This window comes from Rhodococcus sp. T7, from assembly GCF_009872365.1.
In the GTDB taxonomy this organism is placed as follows: Bacteria; Actinomycetota; Actinomycetes; order Mycobacteriales; family Mycobacteriaceae; genus Rhodococcus_F.
The window spans coordinates 895639-920971 of record NZ_WXYH01000389.1 but is presented as its reverse complement, the minus strand read 5'-3'; the positions used below and the strand labels follow the sequence as shown (position 1 = coordinate 920971).

The window sequence follows — 25333 nt, the reverse complement described above, 5'->3', positions numbered from 1 at the left end:
AGGAGTTCGCCTTTCCGATGATGCGTGCCGGTCGGCCGTGCTCACAGTCCGATTGCTTCCGCGACTCGTTCCAGGTGTACGGATGATGTCCCGTAAGACGCCTGGAATGCCTTGATCAACCGGGTAAACACGTGCAGTGGATACTCGGTGGAATACCCGATGGCCCCGTGTACTTGGTGGGCGTTGCGTTCGACCAGATCACCGACCTGATTGAGATAATGTTTCGCCACAGAAACCAATTCGGATGCGTCGGGCCTGTCGCGTCCCAATGCCCAGGCCGCCTCCCAGGTCAGCAGGCGGGCCGCATCGATACCGGATCTCATATCCGCACACCTATTGCTCACCGACTGGAAGGAACCAATGGGCCGCCCGAACTGCGATCGGTCTTTCGCCCAGGTGACCGACAACTCCAGTGCTGCCTCACATGCGCCGACCGTGTGCGCACACTGCAGCACGATTGCTGTATCGATGGCCCGATCGACCGAGCGGGCAACATCGGAGGGTTCGACTGCAAGGACGCGGGACTCACTGATCCGCGCGCCGTCGAGGTGGACCGCTGCTCGTGGCTCGCCGCCGATCACTCGCTGCCGGCGTGTGCTGACCCCCTCGTCAGGCAATCTGAGAATCACCAACGACCGTCCCCGGCCTTCCAATTCGGCATCGACCATGAGCACGTCTGCCTCATGCCCGTACGGCACCAAATTGAAGGCGCCGGACAACAGCCATTCAGTTCCCTCACGCGTGCCGGACGTGCCACGAATCGACCATTCGTTGCGGACGCCGGGCGGAAGCAGGCCCATCGTGCCGATCGAGCTACCATTCGCGAGTGAGGAAATCAGCTCGGATCGGTTCGTGGCTTCCCCGGCGGCGATGAGCGGAAGGGCGACCAGCGACGTCGAGGCGATGACGGGACTTGTCACACCCCCACGCCCGAGTTCCTCGACGGCGAGCGCAAGGTCGATGAGGGATCCACCATCGCCCCCGGCTTCTTCGGGAACCGCCAAGCTGGTCAGTCCCAGCGCAGCGAGCTGCGTGAGGGTCTCATGGCTGGACCGGTTGCCGTTGGTTACCTCGCCCTGCAGGGTCCGGTCGAACTTGCGGTCTACGTATTGCCGAACAGTTGCGACGAGCTGGCGTTGTTCATCACTGAGGATCAAATCCATGGTCTGATCACCGAGCCCTAGGTAGGCCGAGGCCGCGCTGCGACACGATTGCGCGCTGTATGTCCGATGTACCACCCGCGATTGTCATAGCGAGCATCTCGACCCATTCCCGCTCTATCGCTCCGTTCATCGGCGCTTCTTCCTCTTCTTCCAGGAGTTGGCCGGCCGCCGCCAGCACGTCCAGGCCGGCCGCTGCCGCATCCTGGGTCAGTTGTGCGCCATGTATCCAGGCCATCGAGGCCTCGGCCACCGGATCTTCACCAGCCTCGACCATCGACGTGATGCGATAGCTGATCAGGCGTGCTGCACGGTAGCGGCAATAGACGTCGGCGAGTCGTGCGCGTACGGCAGGGTCGTCACTGAGTGGACGGCCGTCGAGGACCGTGCTGCGGGCGTGTTGGATCACCCGGTCGATTGTCCGTGCGGCGCGGCTATGCATAGCGATGCCGGTGCGTTCGAAGGACAGTCCGTAGTTGATCAATGGCCAGCCATCGTCCTGACTGCCCAGCAGGCTGTCTCTGGGTACGATCACGTCTTCGAAGAAGATCTCGTTGATTTCTCCCATGCCCGCCATCGACCGTATCGGCCTGACAACGACACCGGGAGTGGTCATGTCGACCAAGAGCACCGAAATACCGGCCTGTTTCGGTCCTGAGCTGTCGGTGCGGGCGAGGAGCATGCACCAATCGGCAGGGGAACTTGCGTAGCTGTTCCAAATCTTCTGCCCGTTGACGACGAAATGGTCACCGCGGTCCTCGGCCCGCGTCGTTAGCGACGCCAGGTCGGAGCCTGCACCCGGCTCCGAAAAGCCCTGAGTCCAGATCACTTCGCCCCGTGCCATCGGTGGCAGAAACCGCTGTTTCTGCTCTTCGGTTCCGAACTTCATGATCATGGGGCCGATGTAGTTCAGGTTCATGTATTGCGGGCCCCGAGGCTCACCCGCCGCCCACATCTCTTCCCGCAACACCATCTGTGACCACAGATCGCCGTCGCTGCCCCCGTATTCGGCGGGCCACGACAAGGTCAGCCAGCCACGCTTGGCAAGTGCTTGGCAGATCTCGCGCGTGAACGGGATGATCTCCTCGGAATTCGACCCGAAAAGTCCTCGCCATTCCGGGTTCTCGTGCTCGGCGAGGAAATCGCGCAGTTCCTGGCGGAACTGTTCCTGCTCGCCTGTGAATGTGAAGTCCATGATCCCACCTCCTAGGTGTTTGTGGTCGAACTATTCATGCATCGGTGAATCCGACGAACCTCGGCCTTTCCCGGGATCTGGCCGCTGTGATGGCCGCGTCGAAATCAGCAGTTTCGACCAATTCGGCAAGCTGTTCTGCCTCACGGTCCAGAAGCGTTGTAAGGGTGCCGAATACGCTGTCATTCAAGATCCGCTTGGTTGCGGCATATGACCGAGTCGGACCTGCAGCCAGAGCCAAGAGGCGGTCCTGCGCGGCGGCCTCGAATTCGTCGGCATAGACCACCTCGTCGATGAGGCCACGGGCCAGTGCCTCCTGCGCAACAATCGGTCGTCCAGTCAGGGACAGGCTCATCGCGGTTGAGAAACCGGCCCGTGCGACGAGGGTCGCGCTGGCTCCACCGTCCAAGCTCAGTCCGACCTTGCTGAAGGCGAGGACGAATCTGGCTGACTCGCTGGCGATGACAATGTCCGATGCCAGCGCAAACGAACATCCGACACCCACCGCGGGTCCGTTGACGGCGGCCACGACCGGTTTGGGCATCTGCCGAATCGCGAGAATCGTCGGTGTTGTCACCCGTCGGAGGTGGTCGGCGAGGCCAGAGCGCCTCTCGGCGCTGAAGGAATCCCCCAGGTCGGCGCCCGCCGAGAATGCTCGACCGCGGCCGGTAAGCATTACTGCACGTACTGTGCTGTCGGCACCTAGATCCTCCATGATCCGCTGAAACGCCCGCGTCATGTCCAAATCGAAGGCATTCAGAACTTCGGGCCGGTCGAAGACAACTTTCACGGCCGCTCCATGCTCGAGCACGGTGAATCCGGGCTCGACCAGCCGGGTCGTCCAGTCTACCGTCCGACGAGGATCGCTCAGCGTTGCGCCCGTGTCTTGGTTCGGCTGGGCGGCGACAGCAGGTGCTTGTGCTTGTCCGGTGCGTCCGGCTGTCCGTGGTGCGCGCCTTACATCGGTCTGGGTAGACGCGATATCGCACGCGTCTTTTGCCCTCTCGCTGATTTCACTCGCGAGTTCGGTGACCGTTCGGTCGATCCGATCGTCGGGAACCACCATATCGACCAGGCCGATACGCTCGGCCTCGGCACCACGCACGGTCCGACCACTGAGGTAGAGGAGGTTGGTCTTACCGGTGCCCAGGCGAGCTTTGAGTCTTGCGTAGTCGACAGACCCGAACGGCACGGGAGGCGGGTTCAAGCCTCCGATGGTTGCTGACGTGCTCGCAACAATGACCGAGCACGCCAACACCACTGCCACGCCGTCTGCGGTACATCGTCCTCGTATCGTCACGATCACGGGTTGACGGAGCCGAGTGAGGATGTCAGTGAGACGCTGGACGTCGTCCTGCCCGCAGCGCGAGATGAGGTCGAACACGTTGGGGTCCGCATCGAGAACTACACACACGATACGCTGATCGGCGTCAACGTTACTCAACTCTTCGCTGAGATTCGACCAGGACGTCTGGTTGTTCACATGGAGGCGGGCGACGCCACGCTCGACGTGTATGGCATCTGCGTCACGGTCGACGACCAGCGCCGGTTGGGGGTCAGGGTGGACGCCCAGAGGCGGTTGCTGGTCATCCGTCATAGTGTGCCCCGGCTTTCTACAAGTATTGTCGAACGAATCAGGCGCCCGAATTGCCGGTGCCCGGTTACGAAACGAGTGCGTCGGTGGCTGGCAAGTCCGCTGAGGCGGACAGACGGAACAGTATGACGGAAGACGCATTTCCGGAAAGGGCCTGTGCCAGATTGGTACATGCCAGTTGTACAGGGGTTCGGCGGATCGGTCGGCGCCAACACGGAGCGACCGAGCCGAGGGTCACCGGATACTACGACGGCACGCGAGGAATAGGACACGAGCGACCGCGGGAACGCGCCGCCGCGTGACAGTATCCGAAGGGTATCCGAGGTGAAGGTCGCCGCGGGTCCGGGAACGACGGAGATCAGACGAGAACGGACTCGATACCCTTGTAGTACGGGCGGATCGCATCGAGATCGCCGGATGCGACCTTCGCCACCCATTGCGGATCGGCGAGTACTGCCCGGCCTAGCGCGACGAGGTCGAACTCGTTGCGTTCGAACAGATCGAGCAGCGGTGCGAGGCTCAGGCTTGGCTGTTGCTCTGCCGGGTTGCTCCCGAACGGGGACGCCACACCAATGGAGCCGAGGGCGATCACGGGCAGCCCGGTCACCTGCTTGGTCCAGCCCGCGAGGGTGCGGGCGGAGCCGTCGAACGCAGGCTGCCAGTAGCGTCGGGTCGAGACGTGCAGCATCGAGACACCGGCCTCGACAAGCGGAGTAAGCATCTGCTCGATCTCATCCGGGGAATTCGCGATGCGGGCATCGTAGTGACCGGTCTTCCACTGCGAGAAGCGGTAGGAGATCGGGAAGTCGGCGCCGACCCGCTCGCGGATCGCGACGACGATCTCTGCGCTGATCCGCATCCTGTTCGCTATCGACCCACCATAAGTGTCGGTCCTCCGGTTGGTCTTCTCCCAGATGAACTGGTCGAGCAGATAGCCGTGGGCCCCGTGCAGTTCGATCCCGTCGAAGCCGACCTCCTTCGCGGTGACCGCAGCGCGAACGAACGCATCGACGATGCTCGCGATCGTTGCCGCACCGGCCGGTTCGCCGACCTGTTCTCCGCTGAGCCCGATACCGGACGGGCTAACAACCGGGGCGTCCGGTATCGGGCCGGCGCCGGGAATACGGGTGGCGCCGAGGTGCCACAGCTGCGGGATGATGCGCCCGCCGCGTGCGTGGACGGCGTCGACTACCGTGCGCCAACCGGACAGAGGTTCGTCGCCGTAAAAGACAGGAACCCGGCTGCTCGCACCAGCGGAGTACTCGTCAACGTAAGTTCCCTCGGTAACGATCAGGCCAAGCGACGGGGCACGTTTGGCATAGTAGTCGGCGACGTCGCCGCCGGGCACGTTGCCGGGGGAAAACTTCCGGGTCATCGGGGCCATCACGAATCTGTTCGACAAGCTCAGTCCCGGAATCGCATCGAACGGTTCGAGCAGTGGTGCAATGTCGGCGCCATCGAGCAGCGTGCTTGCCGGATTGAAGTCGGTGCTCCCGACACGCAGGTCGGTCATAATGTCTCCCACTCGTGTTGAACTACAGCCGTCCCGCATTCGCGTGCGGCCGTTTGTGCAGATACCCGTCAGTCGGTGGTGCGCTCGGCGCGCATCGCGTCGAGCAGTCGCGGAAAAGGTGTCGAGGTCCAATTGCCGCGACATGTGCGTCAATTGCGGCAGAGCGGCCCGAAGTTGCCCCGGCCCCGAGTTCATCGAGCGGACCTGGGCATGACAGAGTCGAGCAGTCCGCCGTGTCCAACGGCCTCGCCCGACATCGGCGCTCCGGGCCCAGTCGTCGGCCGGGGCACGCGAACAGCAGGGCGGGCCGTGAGCTCAATCTCTGCGCGATCCGGGGCGTTGTAGCCTCTAATCCTCGGTCAGGATCCAACCATATTCGAACCACGCACTTGGGAATGTAGCTGGTGCCAGTGGTTCCAACAAGTCTCGTTCCATCGAGTCGAACTGATTCGTCGAGCCACGGAAACCGCCCTCCCGGTGGCGGCGAGGCTGTCGCCCCTCTCGATGGCAGACAGTCAGGACGGCTGGTGCTGACGGTATTCTCTGCAAGGAGAGCTGGCGTCGTCCCACTCGACCCGCTGATCATGACGAATTCGGGTCCCATGCTCCCTGTGATCACTGCCCTGCCGGTCGCCACCGAGGCCCGCACTGCGTGGCTCCTGCTGATCTTCGGATGAATTGAACAGCGTCCAACGAGCGGGAACTCTCGCCGGGCGGATGGTGTGTCAATTTCGGACGCCGTGTTGTCGATCACACGGGTGGTGAATATGTTGAGTCCGCGTGAGGTCGCTGCGGCAGTTGACCACCCCGCCCCAGCCAAGTCGACTTCACGGCGCGACTGCCTCGCGGAGCGGTGCGAAAACTTCCCTGCCCTTGCAGTAGTCGGCGCCGATACGCCGATCCCGTCGGCTCGGGAACAGAAAGGATCGAGACGAAGTCACAGTCGTCGAAGGAACCCTCGATGATAACCCGGTTCGGCACCAGGCACAACGCAACAAGGTGGGAACCGACAGTCCTCGAACGCGGGAAGCCCAGTCAGATGCCAACTTTGACGTCTTCACTGCCTGCAGCACAGCAGCTCTGTTCTGAGTCGAGCCGCTGCTTCATCCCAACAGGTCGCCGGTTCCATGGCCTTACCCGAAGTCCCCGCGGCTGCTCGACGCCGAGGCGCGCTGAAATGAAGGAGAAATATCGATGCAGAGCAGTATTCGGAATGTCGATGCAGTAGTTGTGGGAGCGGGCTTCGCCGGTCTCGATGCAGTCCGCCGACTACGCGATCGCGGATTGACGGTGCAGGGATTCGAGGCCGCCGGCGGGGTTGGTGGCACATGGTATTGGAATCGCTATCCCGGCGCTCGTACCGACAGTAAGTCCTATATTTACTGCTATACATTCTCGGCGGAGATCCGAGACGAGTGGAAGTGGAGTGAGCTATTCCCGACCCAGCAGGAGGTCCTGGCTTACCTCAATTTCGTGGCCGACAGGCTCGACCTTCGCCCTCTCTTCAACTTTAACACCACGGTGGTCAGCGCTGATTGGGACGATGAGGGCACGCACTGGATCGTGCGCACACACGATGGTGACGTGGTAGCCGCCAAATACCTCATCACAGCCGTCGGCATCCTCTCCGCGCCGCACAGACCGCAGATCGAAGGTATTGATACATTTGCCGGCCAGATCGTCCACACTGGCCGTTGGCCTGCAGAGGGGGTCGACGTCGCAGGAAAGAGGGTCGCCGTCATCGGCTCGGGCTCGTCCGGAGTGCAACTTCTGCCAATCGTTGCCCAACAGGCCGAGCACCTGACCCTCCTCCAGCGCACACCGAATTACGTATCCCAGTTCAATAGTCCAAAGTTCGACGATAGTGATCGTCAGCGTATCCGCGACGAGCACGACACGATCCAGGAGCAGGTGCGCGCAAATCCCTATGCGCAGGCGTATACGCTCGCTGGGGTGTCTGCGAAGGAAGTGACTGAGGCGGAACGTAGAGCCGTGTACGAGGCGGCGTGGTCGGCGGGCGGGCTCGCAATGGCCATGGCGACCTTCGCCGATCTGGGTATTGACGAAGAATCCAACAACACCGCAGCTGAGTTCGTTCGCGCGAAAATTCATTCGGCAGTCAAGGATCCGGAGATGGCTGCGTTGCTGACCCCAGATTACCCCTACGGGGTCAAGCGTGTGCCCACGAGCGAAGGCTATTACGATACGTTCAACCGAGACAACATCAACGTCGTCGACCTGCGGCGGACTCCGATCCAGCGGTTCACAGCGAACGGAATCGTCGTGGGAGGCGAGGAAACCGCTTTCGATATCGTCATTCTCGCGACTGGGTTCGATGCGGTCACCGGCGCCCTTACACGCCTGGGGATTCGTGGCCGAGGGGGAAAGGCACTCGAGGAAGTCTGGGCGGATGGCCCGTGGAACTACCTCGGATACGCTGTTCCCGGCTTCCCGAACCTCTTCTCGATGGTCGGACCCACCATGCCGGCAGGCAACGTACCCACCACAGTCGAGATCAACGGGGATTGGATCGACCGTATCATCGCCACTGCCCAGCAGCGCGGTGCGACGACCATCGAAGCGACCATCGAGGCTGCCGATGCCTGGCGCAGCGAGGTACTCGAACTGAACGCCCCCCTTCTGCTCGCGAAGGAGGGCGCACGCGTCAACTCATGGTTCATCGGCGCGAACATCGAGGGGAAGCCGATCTCACCCCTATTCTACCTCGGTCACGCGAATGACTACACGGCTCGGAGTACCGAAGAACGCGACAAGGGGTTCCCGAACTTCACCTTCTCGGATCGCTGAAGGTGGACTCGGCACATTGACACAACCAAGTTGGAGATCGTCGATGACGACCGTGCGTCGAGTGTAGGGGACTGCCTAGTTTGGATCGCCGGCATCTCTACGGTGTCGAGCGGGCCATCCCGTCCCTCAGCGACGAGGGACCGACCAGCTCTCCTTCAGCGGACTATTTCGCAGGGAATAAGAGGGCGTGCGTATAGCGCCAGAGTTCGGCGATGGGGCTCGGTAGGAGATCCGCTATCGGACCATTGCGCCCACCTTAATCGTTCTGTTCGCAACTAGCTCCTTGCGAGATATTTCGTGTCAACGAGCACGCGGTGTCGTGGGGTGTCCGGGTCGGTCAATTGCGTCGGCTCTCTGAAACGCAATTGAAATCACGGATACCGTAGTCCACTCATCGCTCGAGCTTGTCTGCCGACCTTGGTGCGCACTCATTGATTCATTCAAGAAAGAAGGAGACTCATGACTTCGACATCAAATCGGATTTCGTCCATTCAAGAACTGTTAGGCTCCGACGCACCGAGCAACTGGGGCAAGTGGGGCCCAGACGACGAGGTGGGCAGCCTGAACTACTTGCAATCCCCCCAGGTTCTCAAGGGAATCAGTACCGTGCAATCCGGTGACGTGTTTACCTTGCAGGTGCCGTGGGGGCGCACCGAGGCGCCAGGTGACCCGCTGTGGCCGGGACGCCAACCGTTCACGCGGAAGAATGTGATGGACGAGTCCAGTTGGGACGGCCCTCCCGAAACCTGGCCGCAGTACCCGGGAGGCGCTCACTATTGCGACGACGTGGCCACGCTGGCCCTGCAAGGCTCAACACAGTACGACTCCCTCGGCCACGCATGGTATGACGGCAAACTGTGGAACGGGTACGACGCCCGCTCGACCATTGGTGCCATGAACCGAAATTCAATCCTTCCTATTGCCGAGAAGGGCGTGGTCGGACGCGGTGTGCTCATCGATATGGCGCGCCATCGAAACAAGAACTGTCTGTCAAACGGTGAGACCTTCGACCATCGCGATGTGGAGATTGCGGCCGCCGCGCAGGGAGTAACGCTCGACAAACGCGACATTCTCTGCATTCGGACAGGTATCACCGCATCCTGGTTCGAGCGAAACGACCCGGAGAACTTCTTCGAAGACTACAACGAACCTGGACTCACTTACTCGCGCGAACTGGTCGAATGGTTCCAGGGTCAGGAAATCCCAAACCTGGTAACCGACTCCTTCGCCAACGAGGTCACATCGGATCCGAACTCCGATGTCATGATCCCGTTGCACTCCGCGCTCATGCGTAATCTCGGGGTCGTGTTCACCGAAGTTGCGTGGCTGGAGGATCTCGCCGATGCGTGCGCGGCCGATGGGCGTTACGACTTCCTGTACACAGCGGCCCCCCTCAAGATCGTTGGTGGGGCCGGGGCTCCAGTCAACCCGATCGTCATACGCTGAGCTGCTCCCGAAGGCACGGTGTCGGAAAGTCGCGTAACCGATGACAGATAGCCCCTGTCCGAGGACGTACGCAACGGTGGTGAGCTGGTCGGCAGAGTATCGGCGTCGCAATGACGCCGATGCGGTCGACCGCCGTCAGGTCGTTGGGTGATGTTGAGACAGCGGGCATGGGTGCCGGGTGAATTGCTTGGAGCGCGGGGCGGAACCGTGGTGGACGCTTCCGCGCCGTGCTCGTCAATTCCGCTGCAACCAAACACATCGTCGACAGATCATCGTCTTCGCGGACCCTGTACCGACGGCTGTGCAAAGTCATCGCGCATTTGCCATATACTTGAGTCGACGAGTTTGGCGCCGACGATCCACCTGCCGCGGGCGGTCGAGCGGCCCGCACTCATCGGTTATAACTTCTCGAGCACAACCTTTTTTCGGTGATGTCGCGATAGCGGGTCGATCACGGCGCCCCCGGGAGGACGTAGGACGTGGCAGAGGACCCCGCTTCGACGCCACCCGGCCGCAGCAGCTGACGGTGCACTCGTCGGCCAGAAACACCGGATCTCCGGGGAGGGGACGGCAAATCTGAACGCGGACTCGGGGCGAATCGAGGCCATCAGCGTCTCGAAGAGCCCCGATCGGCCGTCAAGCGAGCTCGCCACGAGCCGGATCACCAACCGCACCTCGCGCCTGTGAACCAGCCCGCCTCGTCCAGGGTGCGACGGGGCGTCCTCGGCAGTCGAATGCCCGTAGGTGTTGATCGTTCTGTCGGGGCGTGTGCGAGCGGCTCCTCCACCGCATCCATCCCAGCGCCGCGGCACAGAAGCGGTCACGTAGGTGTGCCGGTAGTGCCGGAGACGAAGTCGTTGGCCATCACGAGCTCGCGAAAGATCGAGTCCAGATCACCGATCGAAGTTGGTTGGGTCTGAAGGTCACGATCCGCCCTCACGTTGAGATCAGTATATTGTCGCCGACAAATCGATTCCGAAGGTCCGAATCTTCCGGTAAATGCTGGATCGGGAAATACCGAGCTGCTCTGCGGCCAGTCTTTTGTTTCCGTTTGTTGCGATGAGCGCATCCACGATGGCGTGTGCTTCGAGTCTCTCGAGCCCATCGAGTTGTCGACGGGAGGCCATGGCTTGGATGCCCGCGGGTAGGTCACGGGTATTGATGTATGGACCGAGCCTGTTGTTCAGTACCAGTGACACGATCTTGGAGAGCGAAGCGACATTCGACGGCAACGGGACGCGTCCGACGGCTTGCACAGCTCCGGAACTCCAGTGTGGTCGGCTTCGCGATGCAGCCTGCTGTGCGGTCAGCGACTCCAGCAGGATGGGTATGTCACCGGGCCTCTCTCTGAGGGTGGGGATCGTCACCTGGGAACCTGGCCAACGGTCGAGGAACTGTTGAACGGCTGGGCCCGTGCCGGCGTCGATGGTCATAGTAGCTACTACTCGGGAGGACCCGCTGCGGCGGCGTTGCATGGCTAGTCGGAGCCTTGTGAGATGTTGTTCGTCCACATTGTGTAGGTCGTCGATCACGACCAACCCATCAGGTATCTCCAATGCCTCTTCGAGGCTTGCCGACCACGCTTCGTTGTCCGATGGCGGGTGGTGTAGTTCCACCACCCGCGATGCGGACGAGTGTCGCGCGAACTCGCGAAGAACTGCGGATTTGCCAGTGCCGATCGCTCCGAGCAGGATCGTGTCGGCTTGATCGTCGTCGACTTTCGCTAGGGTTTTGCAGAGTCCGCGCCAAACTTCGCTGTTCCCAGCGAGGGTCGGAAGAATTCTGGTATCCGGTGGTTGGGGGGGCGGAGTATCGGGACGGGATGGACCGGGTCCCGGTTTTCCGCGGGTGACTCGCACGAGGGAGCCCACCACAGCCACTCCGTCGGTGATGGGCTCGCATTCGACGGCGACTGGGGGGGATGCGTCCGGCACAGTAAGTTCGCAGCGTATCCGGATGTGCGAGTGCGTTGCCTCTGATGCGGCTTCCCAGAGCCGGGTCTGGTCGAGCCCGTTCAGAATGCGGGCGGCCGCACCGTTGCTGATCACAGTGCGGTCGTTCAGGCAGATTACTGGGTGCCGGATGTCGCGAGTGGCTGCAACATAGGCGTCGAACAGGGCCTGCTCGCCGGTGGATGCCTCGATCGCGATTCGCTTCTCGATCAACCTTGCTTGGTCCTGGATCCACCGCAAGGCGAACGGACTCGCGTCCTTCGTGCGGCAGCTAATGCCCAGGGCGCCTAAACGACGCTTGGTCAGCGGGTGGAGGACGGCGCAGCTGGCCGACATCAGGGAATCGGCGCCGTCGAAAATGTGCTCCGTGCCGAGAACCCATACACTCTCGCCGGTTTCGAGGGATATTCCGGTGGCCCACGTTCCAACGGCCCGTTCGGCCAGGTTGAAGCCCGGTTGCACATTGGTTTCCTCGAACTGTTTCTCGAGTCGACGATCGGCGACCCATGCGGCTAGCATGCAGCCGTCTACGTCCGTGAGCGTCAGAGCGCAACCCAGCTCGGTAAGGAGGTCTTGGTGCCGCTCGACCACTGGGCGGGCGGCCCGGAGCATCTGACTGTCGACATGCTGGTGTGTTGCTCGAATAGGCGCAGCGCTGTCCGGATCGAGACCAGACGTGAAGGCGCGTTTCCAGGACTCGAAGATGATTGGCCGGACCACCTCGGTTGGTGGAACCACGCCGGCGGTCCGGTACTTCTCACGAGCTACGGCGATGGGGCTCTGGAGGATGTTCATATTTCTTTCCTGAAGGAGAGCACTTCGACAACGCGAAAGCTTAACCGAATACATGGCGGCTCTCATGCGACCTTCCCCCGCCGGACAGCGCTACGTTCTGAGGTCGCGGGCTGTGGGAGATGCTGCCGCCGTGGTGATCAGCGGCATCTCTCGACCAGCTCACCGCGGTAGCGACCGGGCTGCTTCGTCGCGGTGGCCGACCGGGTTTGCCGCGATCGTGTCCCACATCCACGCCATGAACCGCAACCGGAGTGCGTTCGGCTGGCGCTTTCCGAATGGCCAAGCTTGTTCCACCGGGATGGTACTCGGCGACCCGAAGGTGGAAGCGAAGGCTGATAGCGTCCTTGCGTGCGGCCGTCCAGTCGATGCGATGCAACTTTGCACCCGGCTCGGGCATCGCGCCAACCTGTCTCACCCGGAGCTGCGATAGGTAGCCACGTCCGTTGCCGCGGAGAGAGTCCGGAGGAGCTCGGATTGGCGAAGTCGCCATGGACGCTGATTCCGGAACTGGGCGACCGGTGCGGGCGATCTCCTGTCTACTTTGCGCGTAGCCATCGCTGCTGTGTGTTTGAGGGTATATCGGATTCCGACGCTCGTCGTGGGGCGTCCCCTAGCGGCTGAGATTTCGGGTCGTCTCGGAGCCTCGTAGTCCGTTTCGTCAACTGCGTGGTGCATCAACTCTCGTCTCCTTGATGGCGTTGCCCCCCACTGCGGAGTGGTGCACCACGTCGTCGAGCTCTCCTTCCTTCGCCAAACGTTCCGCCATCAGCCCCAGGAATGCGCTCATGACCAACAGGCCGGCAATGAAGAAGAACCCGGCATTGGTGTTGCCGGTGACATCGATGAGGTAGCCCGTGAGGACGGGACTTACGAAGGACGCAGAGGCCCCGAGTGAGTTGACGATGGCGATTGCTGAATACCCTCCCGCGCCAGCGAAGATCCGCGACACCATGGGCATGTAGAAGGCGCCGCTCAAGCCGGCTATCCCGACGAAGGAAAGCGCGATGAGCAGAAGCACGGGCCCGTCTGCCACGATCGTCCACAGGGCCCCGATTGCACCGATCACGGCACCGGACGCCACGAGTTTCCCACTCCATCCACGTCGTCCGGCGAGCCGAGACATCACGAGGTTGTATGCGACGGCGATGAGCGTGGGCAGGCCGGCTAGGAGGGCAGATTGATACACGTTGAACGTCGTGCCGAACCGCTCAGCGAACTGTGAGACCATCGTTGGGGTCCAGATGTAGATGGTGAACATCGCGTAGGTGACCCCGAAATAGCCCATGCCGATGACCCAGGGCCGCCAGTCACGAATGGTGGCGATGACGGACTTGTGAGGGGTGTTCGCGACCTCGGCGTCCGCGGACAGGATCTTCGCGTACTGCTCCTTCTCTGGATCCGAGAGCCACCGAGCCTTGCTGGGGCTCTCGACGAGTCCGATCGAGGCGGGGATCGCCGCCACGATCGCCAGGAGCCCAAGGATCAAGAGCAGGATGCGCCAGCCGCTGAGAGAGTTCAGGAAGCCTGCGTTGCCCATGCTGATGATCCCGGCTCCCAGGATCGGGCCCACGATGCTCGCCAGCGAATAGAAGCCGCCGATGAGCATGAATCCGAATGGCCGATAGGATCGGACGAACCACATGGTGATGAAGTAGAAGATGGCCGGTGCGAACCCGCCTTCGGCTGCGCCCAGCAGGAATCGGAGCACGACCAGGATCTCGTAGTTCGGGGCGAAAGCGATAAGGCACTGGATGGCACCCCAAACCAGAAGGACGCGAATTATCCACCGGCGGGGCCCCATCTTGGTCGCCCAGCCGGCGGTGGGGACTTCGACGAGTACGTAGCCGATCGTGAACACGCCGACGACGAAGCCGAACATCGTTGCGGTCAGCGCCAGGTCCTCGTTCATCCCGTGAGGGCCGGCGAAAGCGAGCGAGATTCGGTCGAGCATTGAGACAAAGCACAGGAAGCCGAGCAAGGGCATGAGGTGCCAGAGCGCCTTTCGGCTCAGGTGCTTGATGAGGGCCGGGTCGGTTGTCCCTGTTTCGATCGCCACGATAGTTTCCTAACATCGTTGTTGAGGCAGGCGATGTGCATGCCGAACTCGTCGGTCATGTGATAGTCGTTCGCCCGCAGTGGCTTTGGTGACACTTAAGCCTCGCTTAAACCGATTCCATCGCGCCGGAGCTGACGGGTGTGTACTCCACGGGAAGGGTGGTGAACCCGGTAACACTCCGATCAGCGATCCACGTCGGTTCTCCACTGTCAACGGGATGGAGGTCCGGCAGGGCGGCCAGCGTCTTTCGGAAGAGGGTAGCCAATTCCAGTCGGGCGAGATTGCGTCCCAGGCACAGGTGGATACCCTCTCCCAGTGCCAAGTGGGGATTGGGGGTACGTCGGATGTCGAATTTGTGCGGGTCCTCGAACACCCGCTCGTCGTGGTTCGCCGACGCCAGGAACGCCACCACCCAGTCGCCAGCGCGGATCCGTTTCCCGTGGAAGTCGAAGTTCTCCGTCGCGACGCGTAGTCGGTTCTTCGCCGGCGATGCCCACCGCAGCACCTCCTCGACCGCGCCCTTGACGAGGCTGGGATCGTCGATGAGGAGTTGGCGCTGATCCGGGTGCTGCATGAAGAGCCACAGCCCGACCCCACCCGCATTGCGCGTGGTCTCCAGACCGCCTCCGATCATCGTCGTGAACCACACCTTCATTTCGTGGAGGCTGAGCTTGTCGCCGTCGATCTCCAAGTTCCCGATGACGGTGGCGAAGTCATCCTTCGGGTTGCGGCGCCGCTCGAGCGCGAGCTCGGTGCCGTACTCGAGGAGTTTCTTCTGTCCGTACAGTGACGTTGCAACCTCGTCGCCGTCGATCGTGAAACGCGGGTCCGCCGCCGCGAGCCATTGCCAGCACGCTTCCTGCAGGTAGTTCCAGTCCGATTCGGGGACACCCAGCATCCGGAAGACCACCTTCCCCGGTAATTGTGCCGCGATATCTTCGATGAGGTCGCAACTTCCGCGCTCGGAGACCTCGGCCAGTATCTCGTCGACGATGCGCTCGACGTCGTTAGCCAGCCGTGCGATGGCCGGCACACTGAAGTGTTTGTTGATGGGACGCCGGTACAGGTTGTGGAGGGGATCGTCGGTGGTCGCGATCTGGATGTCCCATCCCTGGGCGTGCTTCTCCTCGGGAGTCCTTCGCTTGGGCGAGCGGGGAACGCGGGTGTCTTCCCGAGAACTGAGCCGGGCCGGGTCGAGAAGATATTCCTTGACGTCGTCGTACCGGGTGATGGACCAATGGTGGCGGCCGTACGCGTCGTTCTCGGTCCAGTGGATGGGGTCCTCATCCCTCAACTGGCGGAACCCGGCGTGAAATTCTTCCGGCTTGGTGTACCACGTTGGGTCCAAGAGTTTGTTGTCGATTTCGGACCAGTCGGTCATTGTCACTCCTGTTCGGGTTGGCCGATGCGACGGCACCGGCGGTATGTGGTCACAAATAGGGGATTCGCGTCGCGGTCGATCGCGGGTTCCGGGGGAGTGCATCACACCCCGGTACGACACGTCATGGTCCTTCCGAAATTGGGTTCACTGTTAAATCTCCGGGGCGTGAACCCGAGACAATCGATGATCTTGCAGCGCCTTCTCAGCGGCCATCTGGAGCTGCATCAGGTCGGTGACGAGACTCCCGAAGTCAGCCAGGGGGTCGAAGCCGTAACCGAGCGGGGCTCCCGCCCGCACTCCGTGTCGGTGCGCCGTCTCCGCCACGTACTCCCACATCTCAACAATGGTGGGCAGGTCCGCGACCATGTCGAGGCCCAGGTCCTGGGACAGGTCGGCGAGTCCGAAGAAGATATAGTCCACGCCCTCGACGGACACGATCTCTTCGATGTTGTCCACACCGCTCTTGGTCTCGATGAGCGGCATCACGATGACGTTGTCGTTCGCGACCTGCCGACGTTTCTCCCATGCGGCACCGGAGAATTCCATGGCGGGCACGACGGGGCACATCCCGCGTCCTCCGGAGGCGTACCGTCCCGCGGCAACGGCGCGGCGTGCTTCTGCCGCCGAGCCCACCTTCGGAACGAGGATGCCTTGGGCACCGGCGTCGAGCGCCTGCTGGATCAATGTGGGATCGTTGCCGAGCACGCGCACGAACGGCACCAGCCCGTATGCCTCTGCGGTTCTGAGATGTGCAACCATCGCGGGGATGTCGATCATCCCGTGCTCGCGGTCGATCAGGACCCAGTCGTAGCCGAGGGCGCCGTAGATCAGGGTCGACGACGGGTCGACCGACGTCACGAAGGCCCCGACCGGCTGGCCACCGTCCGCGATGATGGACTCGAACTCCCTGGCACGCCTGACAGACATGCAACCTCCTCCATCGATTGGCACTGTTACTCAGTCCGTTCCGGGACCGTCAAGGACGGCACGGCGCCAGCGCGACCTTGACCGGTCGGACTTCCAGTTGGTACGAGGCGGCCTCGATTGCCGTGGCCGCCCGCTCGAGCGGATAGACATGGGTAATCCACGCGCCGAGATCGATCCCGTCGCGCAACAGTTCGAGCGCAAGGTCGAACGCCTTGCCCACGGTATGGGGATGCGAAATCGGGTTGACGATCGTGATTTCCTTCATCATCATCGCCATCCAGTCAATCGGCTGTGACTGGGGCGTCGCGACGGAGACGTTCACCCACGTGCCCATCGGTCGCACCAGGCGAGCAGCGAGCTGGCGGGCCGAACTGACGCCGGCCGCCTCGATCACCGCGTCGACCGGCCCGCCATCCTTCTCGATGCGCGCGGCGGTCTGCTCGATCGTCTCGCCCGGTGCGATGCCAAAGACTCTCGCGCCCAATGTCGCTGCCATCGCTAGGCGCTCCTCGTCGGACTCCAGCCCGATGACGCTCACATGGGCACCGACGCGAATGGCGGCAAGGGCACAGGACAACCCCTGTGTTCCTGGCCCGATGACCGTGACGTGGTCGGCGGCGGCGGCGCCGCTCGCCTCCACCCATCGGATGCCGTTGGCCAGCGGCGAGCACGCAATCAGCGCCGCCGCATCGGACAGCTCGACGGGCACCTTGTACACCAGGGCGCTCGCCGGGACGAAAGTGTGGGTGGAGTAGCCGCCCCATAGGTGCGGCGGCTCCGCGCTCGACACCGTGCCATAGCCGACGGTGAGGCCGCCGCGCGTCTCGCACAGATAGTACTGGCCCCTATCGCACGCACGGCACCCGTCACAGGGCCACCGCGACTCCACTACGACGCGGTCGCCGATCTCGAGCTGCCGGGTGACGCGAGCGTCGTCCCCGATCGCAACGACCCGGCCGAGGATCTCGTCACCGAAGATCACCGGGGCAAGCTGGTTCAACCACTCCATCTCGCCGCGGTACATGTGCAGTTCGGAGCCGTCGATGCCGCACAGCAGCACCTCGACGAGAAGGTCTCCCGGAGACAGCTCCGGCAGGGGGAAATCACGCAGGGCGAAGGTTTGAGGGCCTTCATAGACAATCGCCCGGGCGGTGGATGCCACAGTTTTCTCCTTATAGCGGTATGTCGAGATAGGGGGTGTCGATTTTCCTGCGCCGTTCACGGCTGTGCTGCCGCGGCAGACTGCCGGATGTGGATGGGGTCGAGTTCGGTGCCGATGCCGTAGACGTCCCCGAGCGCCCTGGTCCCGTCGTACGTCAGGCGAGGCACGGCTATCGTCCAGCCGCGCCCACTCGCAACATCAGGGTGCTCGGGCAGGCTGAAGGTGGCGATCTCGATCCGTTCGGAGGTTCGGTCCGCGAAATCCGGATGCATCATCGTCAGCGAGCCGACGGCGCCGGCGAGCATGACCCAGGGGTCTCGAAGTCGCACGAGGAGCATCCCGTGGTAGGCGCTGAAAACCACGGTTCCGCGGAACCGCAGGCACCGACTCGAGTCGAGATGGGTCGGGTGAGCGGTGGGGAACATGAATTCGCCGGCTGGGGTCTGGTCCGCCCCGTCTCCGCACACGATCTCACCGTCGATGGCGGAGAGGTAGTCGCGCAGGGACGCCTTGACGCCCCAACACAGTTCGTGCCCGGTCCTCCGCTCAGCTGACATGGGCCGGTTTCCTCTCGGCGAACTCCTTGAGCGGCATGTCGGGAGACCGCACCAGGTCCGCGTCGACGCGTGTGCCGCATTCGATCAGGACCTTGGCTTGGGCGTAGTCGCGGAGGTTGTTGACGGTGTCGACGGCAACGACTTGATCGTCGCGCAGGTACACCACGCTGAACGCGCCGGACTGAGGGGTGCCACGGACGACCGCGGCGTCGTACGCGATGGGCACTCCCATGGTCTTGAACTTGACGTCGTACTGGTTGGACCAGAACCAGGGGACCGGCTTCAGCGGGTTGGGCGAGCCCAGGATAGACGCTGCGACCACCCGTCCTTGCTCCACTGCATTCTGGACAGATTCCAGTCGCATCCTGGTGTGGCCGGTGAAGGAGTTGGAGATGCTCGCGCAGTCACCTGCCGCGTAGACATCTGGCAAACTGGTGCTCCCGGCGTCGTCGACATCGGCGCCGTTGACTCCCTCCGCCCCGGCGTCACGGAGCGCCTCGACGTTGGGGAGGAGCCCCACGCCGATCAGGACTAGTTCCGCGGCGATCCACCGACCGTTGTCCAGCTGAACCCCGGTGACTTCCCCGTTTCGTCCCGTGATCTCCGAGACGGAAGAGCGCTCGAGGATGTCGACCCCGTGACGTCGGTGGAGAGCACGGAAGTGCGCGGAGACTGCCGGTGAGGTCACCCGCTGGAGAACGCGGTCAGCGCTCTCGATGACCGTCACGGCGAGCCCCGCTTTGGTGAAGGCAGCCGCGGCCTCGAGCCCGATGAAGCCCCCGCCGATCACCACGGCACGTGCCGCGGTGATCAGGTGGCTCTGGAGCCGCTCGGCGTCGCGAAGCGTACGAAGGTAGTGCACGCCTGCGAGCTCGGCTCCCGGTACGGTGAGCCTGCGGGGCCGCCCACCAGTCGCCCACACAAGCTTGCCGTAGCCGATCTCGGCGCCGGTCGATGTACGCACGACGTGTCGGCTGGGGTCGACGGCGACGACATCCGTTCCGAGCATGAGTTCCATGTCGTCGTCTCGCCAGAATTCGGGCGGCCGGAGAAAGAGGCTTTCGGTCGCGGTCTGGCCCGTGAGCACGCCTTTGGACAGTGGGGGTCGCTCGTAGGGCGGGACGAGCTCGCTGCCGAGGATCCCGATAGAACCCTCATAACCGGCCGCATCCAGGGCTGTCGCGACTTGAGCACCTGCCTGCCCCGCTCCGACGATCAGGGTGTCATGGTGTCGTATCACGGACGTGATCACTCGGCAACGACTTCGGCGACGAGTCCGTCGAGGAATCCCGAGGCGTGGATCTGGCACGCCAGCCGGCTTTCCGGCCGGTAGTTCTCGGAGATCTCCAGCAGGTCGTGCTCGTCCGCCGAGGCCGGGGTGACCTGGTCCGCCCACGGGGCGGAAATATAGATGTGGCATGTGGCGCAAGACATCTCGCCTCCGCATTCACCGACGATGCCAGGAATTTCGTTACGAACGGCCACCCGCATCAGGGATTCGCCGTCGCCGGCTTCGGCGATGTGTACGTCGCCATCGACCGACTGGAACTTGATGATCGGCATTGTGCCTGCTCCTTCCGCCCGGGCGTATGTGCCGGGCCTCGCCGTGAAAGCAAGTGTCACGGATCACAGACATAACTGTCCAATGCATTTTTAGACTTCAAATTATGACAAAATTCGATGTTTCCCGGGTGGCGTGTCCTGCCTCGTGCTAGCGTCCGGCATGCTCGATCTCCAAAAGTTGCATCACTTTTATGTGCTGGTGAAGACAGGCAGTTACGCACGGGCCGCAACGGAGTTGCACATGTCCCAGTCGGCGCTGACGCGGAACATCCAGGTGCTCGAGAATCGGTACGGCGTCACCCTGCTCAAACGCGACAGGGGCAGGAAGGGCATCCTCCTCACCGACTCCGGGCGCGCCGTCCTCGAGCATGTGCAGGAGTTGCTCACTCGCGCCGAGGCAATCGAACGCACTCTCGCGGCTGACGACACCGAGGCACCGAAGAAGCTCACGATCGGTATCGGACCGACCCTGGCAATGCTGCTCCCGGATGTGATCAAGCCGATCGTTACCGACAGTCGCAATCTGACGATCGAAGTCTCCATCCAGGCCCCCGACGTGATGATGGAGCGCGTTCTCGCCGGTGAACTCGACTTCTACCTAGGTCAGGAACCACACTCCGGGAAAACCCGTCGCGTGCGCCAAGAGCTGTGTGGTGCGGCGGCGATGCGTCTGTGGGTCCGCCCGCACCATCCGCTGACAGGACGAGGAGTCGTGGACGTAGAGGAAATCGCCAGGCACGCTAAAGCGTCCGTTACGGCGTGGAACTCATCCATCGTGCCGATGCTCGAATCCGGGCTCCAGGGTCCACTGACCGCAAACGTGCAGATCGACGACTATGCGCTGCTCGTCGAGCTCGCCCACAACTCCGACACGATCCTCATCTCCGGCTTCGCGGACAGGCTTCACCGTCTCGCGGAACTCGAGACCGACACGGTTATCCCCATGCCGCCTCTTCCGGTGTATTTCTTCTTCCTGGAGGGGATCCCGTTGTCGCCGTTTGCCATGGGGATCAAGGAGGCCCTGAAGCGCGGATTCATCACCGCCACGACGCAGAATGCGACCGGGGACACTCCATCGAGACCGTAGGGAAGGTACTTGACTGTTCCCGCTTGTCCGATGCGTCGGATCGGTAAGTGATGCCTCGAACCGACGACCGGGAGCCGCGTTCGTGTTGACCGACTTCGAGCGCGAGCAGCTGGTTCGGTGGTCAAGTGAGCCGAATAGCGTGAAGTTCGGACACGAATTCTATTGGAACGCAAGACCTGTTAAAGATGTTTCCGCAATTGAGTGAGTGGTGATCATGGGGGAGGCCCGGTGTGATTGAGGAAGTCGTGGCACAGGTCGTAGTTGGTGCCGACTCGGGTGAGTCCGGTCTCGGTCGCTGTGCGGACCTCGTCGAGCATGGGGGCAAAGGTTGCCTAGTTGTAATTCCTGGGGACGTTGTGAACGCCGACGCGTTCGATGGGTGACTTACCGCCGATCCCGGTGTGGGGTAGATGATGATTGTAGTCATGCAGCCAGGCTTGGTAGGTCGATGAGCGGGCCTCGTCGCTGAGGTAGGTGTCTGCGTCCGCCCACTCCGCGGCGAGCGTCCGGTTGAACCGTTCGACTTTTCCGTTAGTCTGGGGTCGGTCGGCCTGGTTCGCTTGTGCGCAATGTCCGGGCCGAGAGAATCAGCGAAAGCTTTTTAACGGTAACAGGATCCATTGTCGATTAACACCCGTGTGACGGTGATGTGGTGGGCCGCGAAGAAGTCGTTCGCTCGGGACCAGAACCCGGAAGCGGTCTCCTTCTTCTCATCGCACAGGATTTCCGAGTACGCGAGCCGCGAATGATCGTCGACGGCGTGATGCAGGTACGAGTAACCCACCCCGGAGCGGTTGCGACGTCCGGCGGCGCGGCGGAGTTTGCGGTGGCCACCGCCGTCCGGGATGCGGCCGAGCTTCTTGATGTCGACGTGGACCAGATCTCCCGGTGCGTCGTGCTCGTAGCGGCGGCCGGCGGCCGGCGGACCGGCAGACCGGTGGCCTGGTCGAGGTGAGCCAGCTTCGGCATCCGGTAACGCCGCAGGACCGCCTCGACGGTCGAGCGCGCCACGTGCAGGTGGTGGGCGATGCGGTGTGGTCCCCAGCGGCGGGTGAACCGCACGTTGATGATCCGTCGTTCGGTGTGGGTCGGCGTCTGGTGAGGGCAGTGATGTGGTCGACTCGAGTGATCCTCCATTGCGGCCTCGCCACCGTCGCAGTAGCGGTCGACCCACTTCTTGACCGTCGCCGGCGAGCACTGGAACCGCTCCGCTACCCGGCGTAGCAACCAGCCGTCTTCGAGGACCAGCAACGCGAGTGTGGAACGTCCCCGTGGAGTCAGGAAGGCATTACGGTGTGTCATGAGAGCCTCTCGGTAGCGGCGTGTGTGTGGTAACCGCACCGATACCGGAGGTCCTCACCTATCTCTATTCGCCACGCCGTACGCAACCTGCCTGGGTGCCTCTCTGTTTGTCAAGCAGCTCTGTCGGATTGATTTGTATGTGGTCGAAGATACCGATTTTCGTCGGCCAGCATGATGCGCCAGACGTGATCGGACAGGTGACGTTTGAGGGCGGGCCTGGCCGCTGCCGGCTTCTTGCCCTCGGCGATCTTCTTGTCGTAATAGTTGCGCCCGGCGCTGGCGGGCATCCGAATCTGAACCACCGCGACGGTGTAGAGCGCGCTGTTGAGCTGCCGGTCCCCGTAGCGGGGACAGGCGGTGACGGTCGGTGTCGGCGCTGGCGATCTGCACCGGTGCCGAGCCGTTGTAGTTCGAAAAGGCCGCCGCGGTCGGGAACCGGTCGGGCCGGCCGGTGCGGCCGATCAGCCGGGCCGCGGTCACCGCACCGATCCCGTCGACCTCGCGCAGGCGGGTGCCGTGCTCGTCGAGCGTGTGGGCCATCTGCTTCTCGTTCGCCGCGAGCTGGTCGTCGAGACGGCGGACGTCCGCGATCAACTCCCGACACAGCCCGACCCGCATCCGATCGACAGCGCTCTTAGCGCGGAAGCCCCGCAACAAGGCTGCCGCCGCAGCAGCGGTCAGCGAGGTCGGAGCACCACCGGCAAGCAGCTGCCGAAGTAGCGCGTGAAGCTGATTCATGATCCGAGTTCTACTGCTCGACATATTATTTCGTTGCTCATCGAGCAGTCCGAGGATTTCGGCCGAGCCCTCCGAGTCGACCGGGCGGGCGTCGCCCTGCATCGCGGCGACACAGGCCGCCGCGGCCGCGTCGATGCGGTCGTTCTTGCGTCGGCCGCCACGGGAGAGTTCCCACACGCGGGCGGTGGCGGTGGTGGGGACGTCGAGCACGACCTCCCCGAGTGCCAGCAGCCACTGCGCGAGGTGATGTCCGAGACCGTAGGCGTTCTCGACGGCCCAGGTGCGCTGCGGCCAGGTCTTGGCCCAGGCGATCAGCGTCTTGTAGCCGGTGAGGGTGGCGTCGATGCGGATCGAGCCGAGGTCGGTGTTGGTGGCCGGGTCGACCGCGGTGGCGGTGTGGCTGGACTTGTGGGGATCGATGCCGATGACGATCATGGAAGACGGTTCCCTTCTCTGCTCGGATTGGGGAATCCGCGGAGGACATCCGACTTCAAGTACCTCTCACAGCAGCTTGGGGTCACGCCTCTCTTCAGTCACTCCGCGAACGCAGACCGGGAGGGGGGACACACCCCACCAGGGTCAACCCAACGGACGGGTGACAGGAATTATGCGAGTCAACTCCTCCGGTCTGCTACGGGACGTTACGGGTAGCCGACCCGATCACGACCGCCGACACTCATAAAAGTCGGAACTACCCCTAGTTCGATGGATTCACATTGCCTACTTGTTCGATCGGGTTAAGGTCGGGCCCATAGGGCCACCGCGGTCGGGAAACTGACCTCGATCATCGCCGAGATGTGCACTGGACGGACGTCACCGACGCAATGAACCTGCTCCGAGCCGGCGGGATGCCCGCGGCCGGTGATGCGGGCCCGGAGGGCATGCAGCGGCTGCTGAACTTCTACTCCTGGGACTGCGAGGGGCTCCGCGACGACGTGCGTGAGGTCGTGGTCGAGACGATCGGTGACTCCGACAAGGGCGTGTTGATCGTCGACGAGACAGGGTTTTGAAGAAGGACACGCGCTCGGCCGGGGTGGCCAGGCAGTATTCCGGCACGGCCGGACGGATCGAGAACAGCCAGATCGGGGTATTTCTCGCCTACGCCTCCGACCGGAGTCGGGCGCTGATCGATCGCGAGTTGTACCTGCCGAGGGCCTGGACCGAGGACCGCGAGCGATGCCGGGCCGCCGGGATCGGCGACGAGGTGGCTTTCGCGACGAAACCCGAACTGGCGCAGACGATGATCGAACGGGCTCTCGATGCCGGTGTGCCGTTCGGGTGGCTGACCGGTGACGAGGCTTACGGGCAGGTCGGCAAGCTTCGACTGTGGCTCGAATCCCGTGGTGTGGCCCATGTTCTCGCCGTTCCGAAGTCGCAGATGGTGATCTCGATGGAGCCACAGCAGCGCCGAGCCCACGCCTGATCGCCGACCTGCCGGCGACCGCGTGGCAGCGGATCAACTGCGGCGACGGTGCCCACGGATCCAGGCTCTATGACTGGGCGGTCGTCGACATCCGGCCCCTGCGAGAACGCGGTCGCGGTCACTGGCTGCTGGCCCGCCGGTCGATCACCGACCTCGGCGAGATTGCCTACTACATCTGCTTCGGCCCCGCCGACACTGAACCCGCCGAGTTGGTCCGGGTGACCGGCAGTCGCTGGGCGATCGAGGAGTGCTTTCAGACCACCAAGAACGAGACCGGACTCGACCACTTCCAGGTGCGTGGGTACCCGGCCTGGTACCGACACATCACCTTGTCGATGGCCGCGGCCGCCTTCCTGACGATCCTGCGCCGCGGCGCTCAAAAAAGGGGATCTGAAACCGGTGTCCGAGAACTAATTCCTCTGACAATCAACGAGATCCGGCGATTGTTCAACCGCGTCGCTCGTCCGGTGCATCACGCTCTCGTCCATGTCTGGCACTGGTCGAACTGGCGCCGCGCCAGCCAGGCCAGAGCGCGCGCCAGCCCACTATAAGCGTCGACATCACAAACTGTCGTTGCAGTACTAATCTAAGCGCTCCCATCCTCCCACCCGGTGTTCGATTCGGTCATCCACCGCGCCAGTTGGACAGTGTCTTCGATGACGGCGAAGCCCTCGGTG

The 25333-nt window shown here is 62.8% G+C and carries 15 protein-coding genes and 4 pseudogenes; 4 read left to right on the top strand and 15 right to left on the bottom strand.

From position 1 onward, the window contains the following. Positions 1-41: 41 nt before the first annotated feature. The 5 genes and pseudogenes from MLGJGCBP_RS48365 to MLGJGCBP_RS48350 form a co-directional block, all read right to left on the bottom strand. Positions 42-800, bottom strand: a complete 759-nt coding sequence (locus MLGJGCBP_RS48365) for an acyl-CoA dehydrogenase family protein (protein WP_236581506.1) — start codon at positions 798-800, stop codon at positions 42-44. 27 nt (positions 801-827) lie between these two features. Next, positions 828-1163: pseudogene (locus MLGJGCBP_RS54590) on the bottom strand (acyl-CoA dehydrogenase family protein); the annotation flags it as partial. Between the two features lie 7 nt (positions 1164-1170). Continuing rightward, positions 1171-2355, bottom strand: a complete 1185-nt coding sequence (locus MLGJGCBP_RS48360; protein WP_160101022.1) for an acyl-CoA dehydrogenase family protein — start codon at positions 2353-2355, stop codon at positions 1171-1173. A gap of 34 nt (positions 2356-2389) precedes the next feature. Beyond that, entirely contained in the window at positions 2390-3949 is a 1560-nt protein-coding gene (locus tag MLGJGCBP_RS48355; protein ID WP_160101020.1) for an enoyl-CoA hydratase/isomerase family protein, read from the bottom strand. Between the two features lie 355 nt (positions 3950-4304). Beyond that, a complete protein-coding gene (locus MLGJGCBP_RS48350) occupies positions 4305-5459 on the bottom strand; it encodes an NADH:flavin oxidoreductase (RefSeq protein WP_160101018.1) in 1155 nt (384 codons plus the stop codon). Between the two features lie 1194 nt (positions 5460-6653). On the opposite strand from MLGJGCBP_RS48350, the gene MLGJGCBP_RS48345 reads away from it, so the two are divergent. Continuing rightward, entirely contained in the window at positions 6654-8267 is a 1614-nt protein-coding gene (locus MLGJGCBP_RS48345) for a flavin-containing monooxygenase (RefSeq protein ID WP_160101016.1), read from the top strand. A 459-nt stretch (positions 8268-8726) separates the two neighbouring features. Then, positions 8727-9713, top strand: coding sequence for a cyclase family protein (locus tag MLGJGCBP_RS48340; protein ID WP_160101014.1), 987 nt, complete (start codon positions 8727-8729; stop codon positions 9711-9713). Positions 9714-10660: 947 nt separating this feature from the next. Here the strand turns inward: MLGJGCBP_RS48340 and MLGJGCBP_RS48335 are convergent. The 8 genes from MLGJGCBP_RS48335 to MLGJGCBP_RS48300 all read right to left on the bottom strand — a co-directional run bounded on the left by MLGJGCBP_RS48335 (position 10661) and on the right by MLGJGCBP_RS48300 (position 20106). Next, a complete protein-coding gene (locus MLGJGCBP_RS48335) occupies positions 10661-12460 on the bottom strand; it encodes a helix-turn-helix domain-containing protein (protein WP_160101012.1) in 1800 nt (599 codons plus the stop codon). A 658-nt stretch (positions 12461-13118) separates the two neighbouring features. Continuing rightward, entirely contained in the window at positions 13119-14516 is a 1398-nt protein-coding gene (locus MLGJGCBP_RS48330; protein WP_160101010.1) for an MFS transporter, read from the bottom strand. 106 nt (positions 14517-14622) lie between these two features. Next, positions 14623-15897, bottom strand: a complete 1275-nt coding sequence (locus MLGJGCBP_RS48325; protein ID WP_160101008.1) for a cytochrome P450 — start codon at positions 15895-15897, stop codon at positions 14623-14625. 150 nt (positions 15898-16047) lie between these two features. Then, positions 16048-16824, bottom strand: a complete 777-nt coding sequence (locus MLGJGCBP_RS48320) for an HpcH/HpaI aldolase family protein (RefSeq protein WP_160101006.1) — start codon at positions 16822-16824, stop codon at positions 16048-16050. A gap of 49 nt (positions 16825-16873) precedes the next feature. After that, positions 16874-17986: a zinc-dependent alcohol dehydrogenase gene (locus tag MLGJGCBP_RS48315; RefSeq protein WP_160101004.1), complete on the bottom strand. Its 1113-nt coding sequence runs from the start codon at positions 17984-17986 to the stop codon at positions 16874-16876. Positions 17987-18042: 56 nt separating this feature from the next. After that, positions 18043-18543: an HtaA domain-containing protein gene (locus tag MLGJGCBP_RS48310; protein ID WP_160101002.1), complete on the bottom strand. Its 501-nt coding sequence runs from the start codon at positions 18541-18543 to the stop codon at positions 18043-18045. Beyond that, on the bottom strand, positions 18533-19795 hold the full coding sequence (locus MLGJGCBP_RS48305) for an NAD(P)/FAD-dependent oxidoreductase (protein WP_201453269.1): 1263 nt from the start codon (positions 19793-19795) through the stop codon (positions 18533-18535). Before MLGJGCBP_RS48305 ends, MLGJGCBP_RS48310 begins: the two co-directional genes overlap by 11 nt. Then, on the bottom strand, positions 19792-20106 hold the full coding sequence (locus MLGJGCBP_RS48300) for a 2Fe-2S iron-sulfur cluster-binding protein (protein WP_160101000.1): 315 nt from the start codon (positions 20104-20106) through the stop codon (positions 19792-19794). Before MLGJGCBP_RS48300 ends, MLGJGCBP_RS48305 begins: the two co-directional genes overlap by 4 nt. A 160-nt stretch (positions 20107-20266) precedes the next feature. Here MLGJGCBP_RS48300 and MLGJGCBP_RS48295 point away from each other — a divergent pair, with 160 nt between their 5' ends. After that, positions 20267-21193 carry a LysR family transcriptional regulator gene (locus MLGJGCBP_RS48295; RefSeq protein ID WP_160100997.1) on the top strand — a complete coding sequence of 309 codons (927 nt, stop codon included), beginning with the start codon at positions 20267-20269 and terminating at the stop codon, positions 21191-21193. A gap of 332 nt (positions 21194-21525) precedes the next feature. Here MLGJGCBP_RS48295 and MLGJGCBP_RS48290 read toward each other — a convergent pair. Then, positions 21526-22495, bottom strand: a pseudogene (locus MLGJGCBP_RS48290) (IS481 family transposase). Between the two features lie 110 nt (positions 22496-22605). Then, positions 22606-23668 (bottom strand): annotated as a pseudogene (locus tag MLGJGCBP_RS48285) (IS110 family transposase). A 419-nt stretch (positions 23669-24087) separates the two neighbouring features. Between MLGJGCBP_RS48285 and MLGJGCBP_RS48280 the strand changes: the two are divergent. Then, a pseudogene (locus MLGJGCBP_RS48280) lies at positions 24088-25070 on the top strand (IS701 family transposase); the annotation flags it as partial. Positions 25071-25333 lie beyond the last annotated feature (263 nt).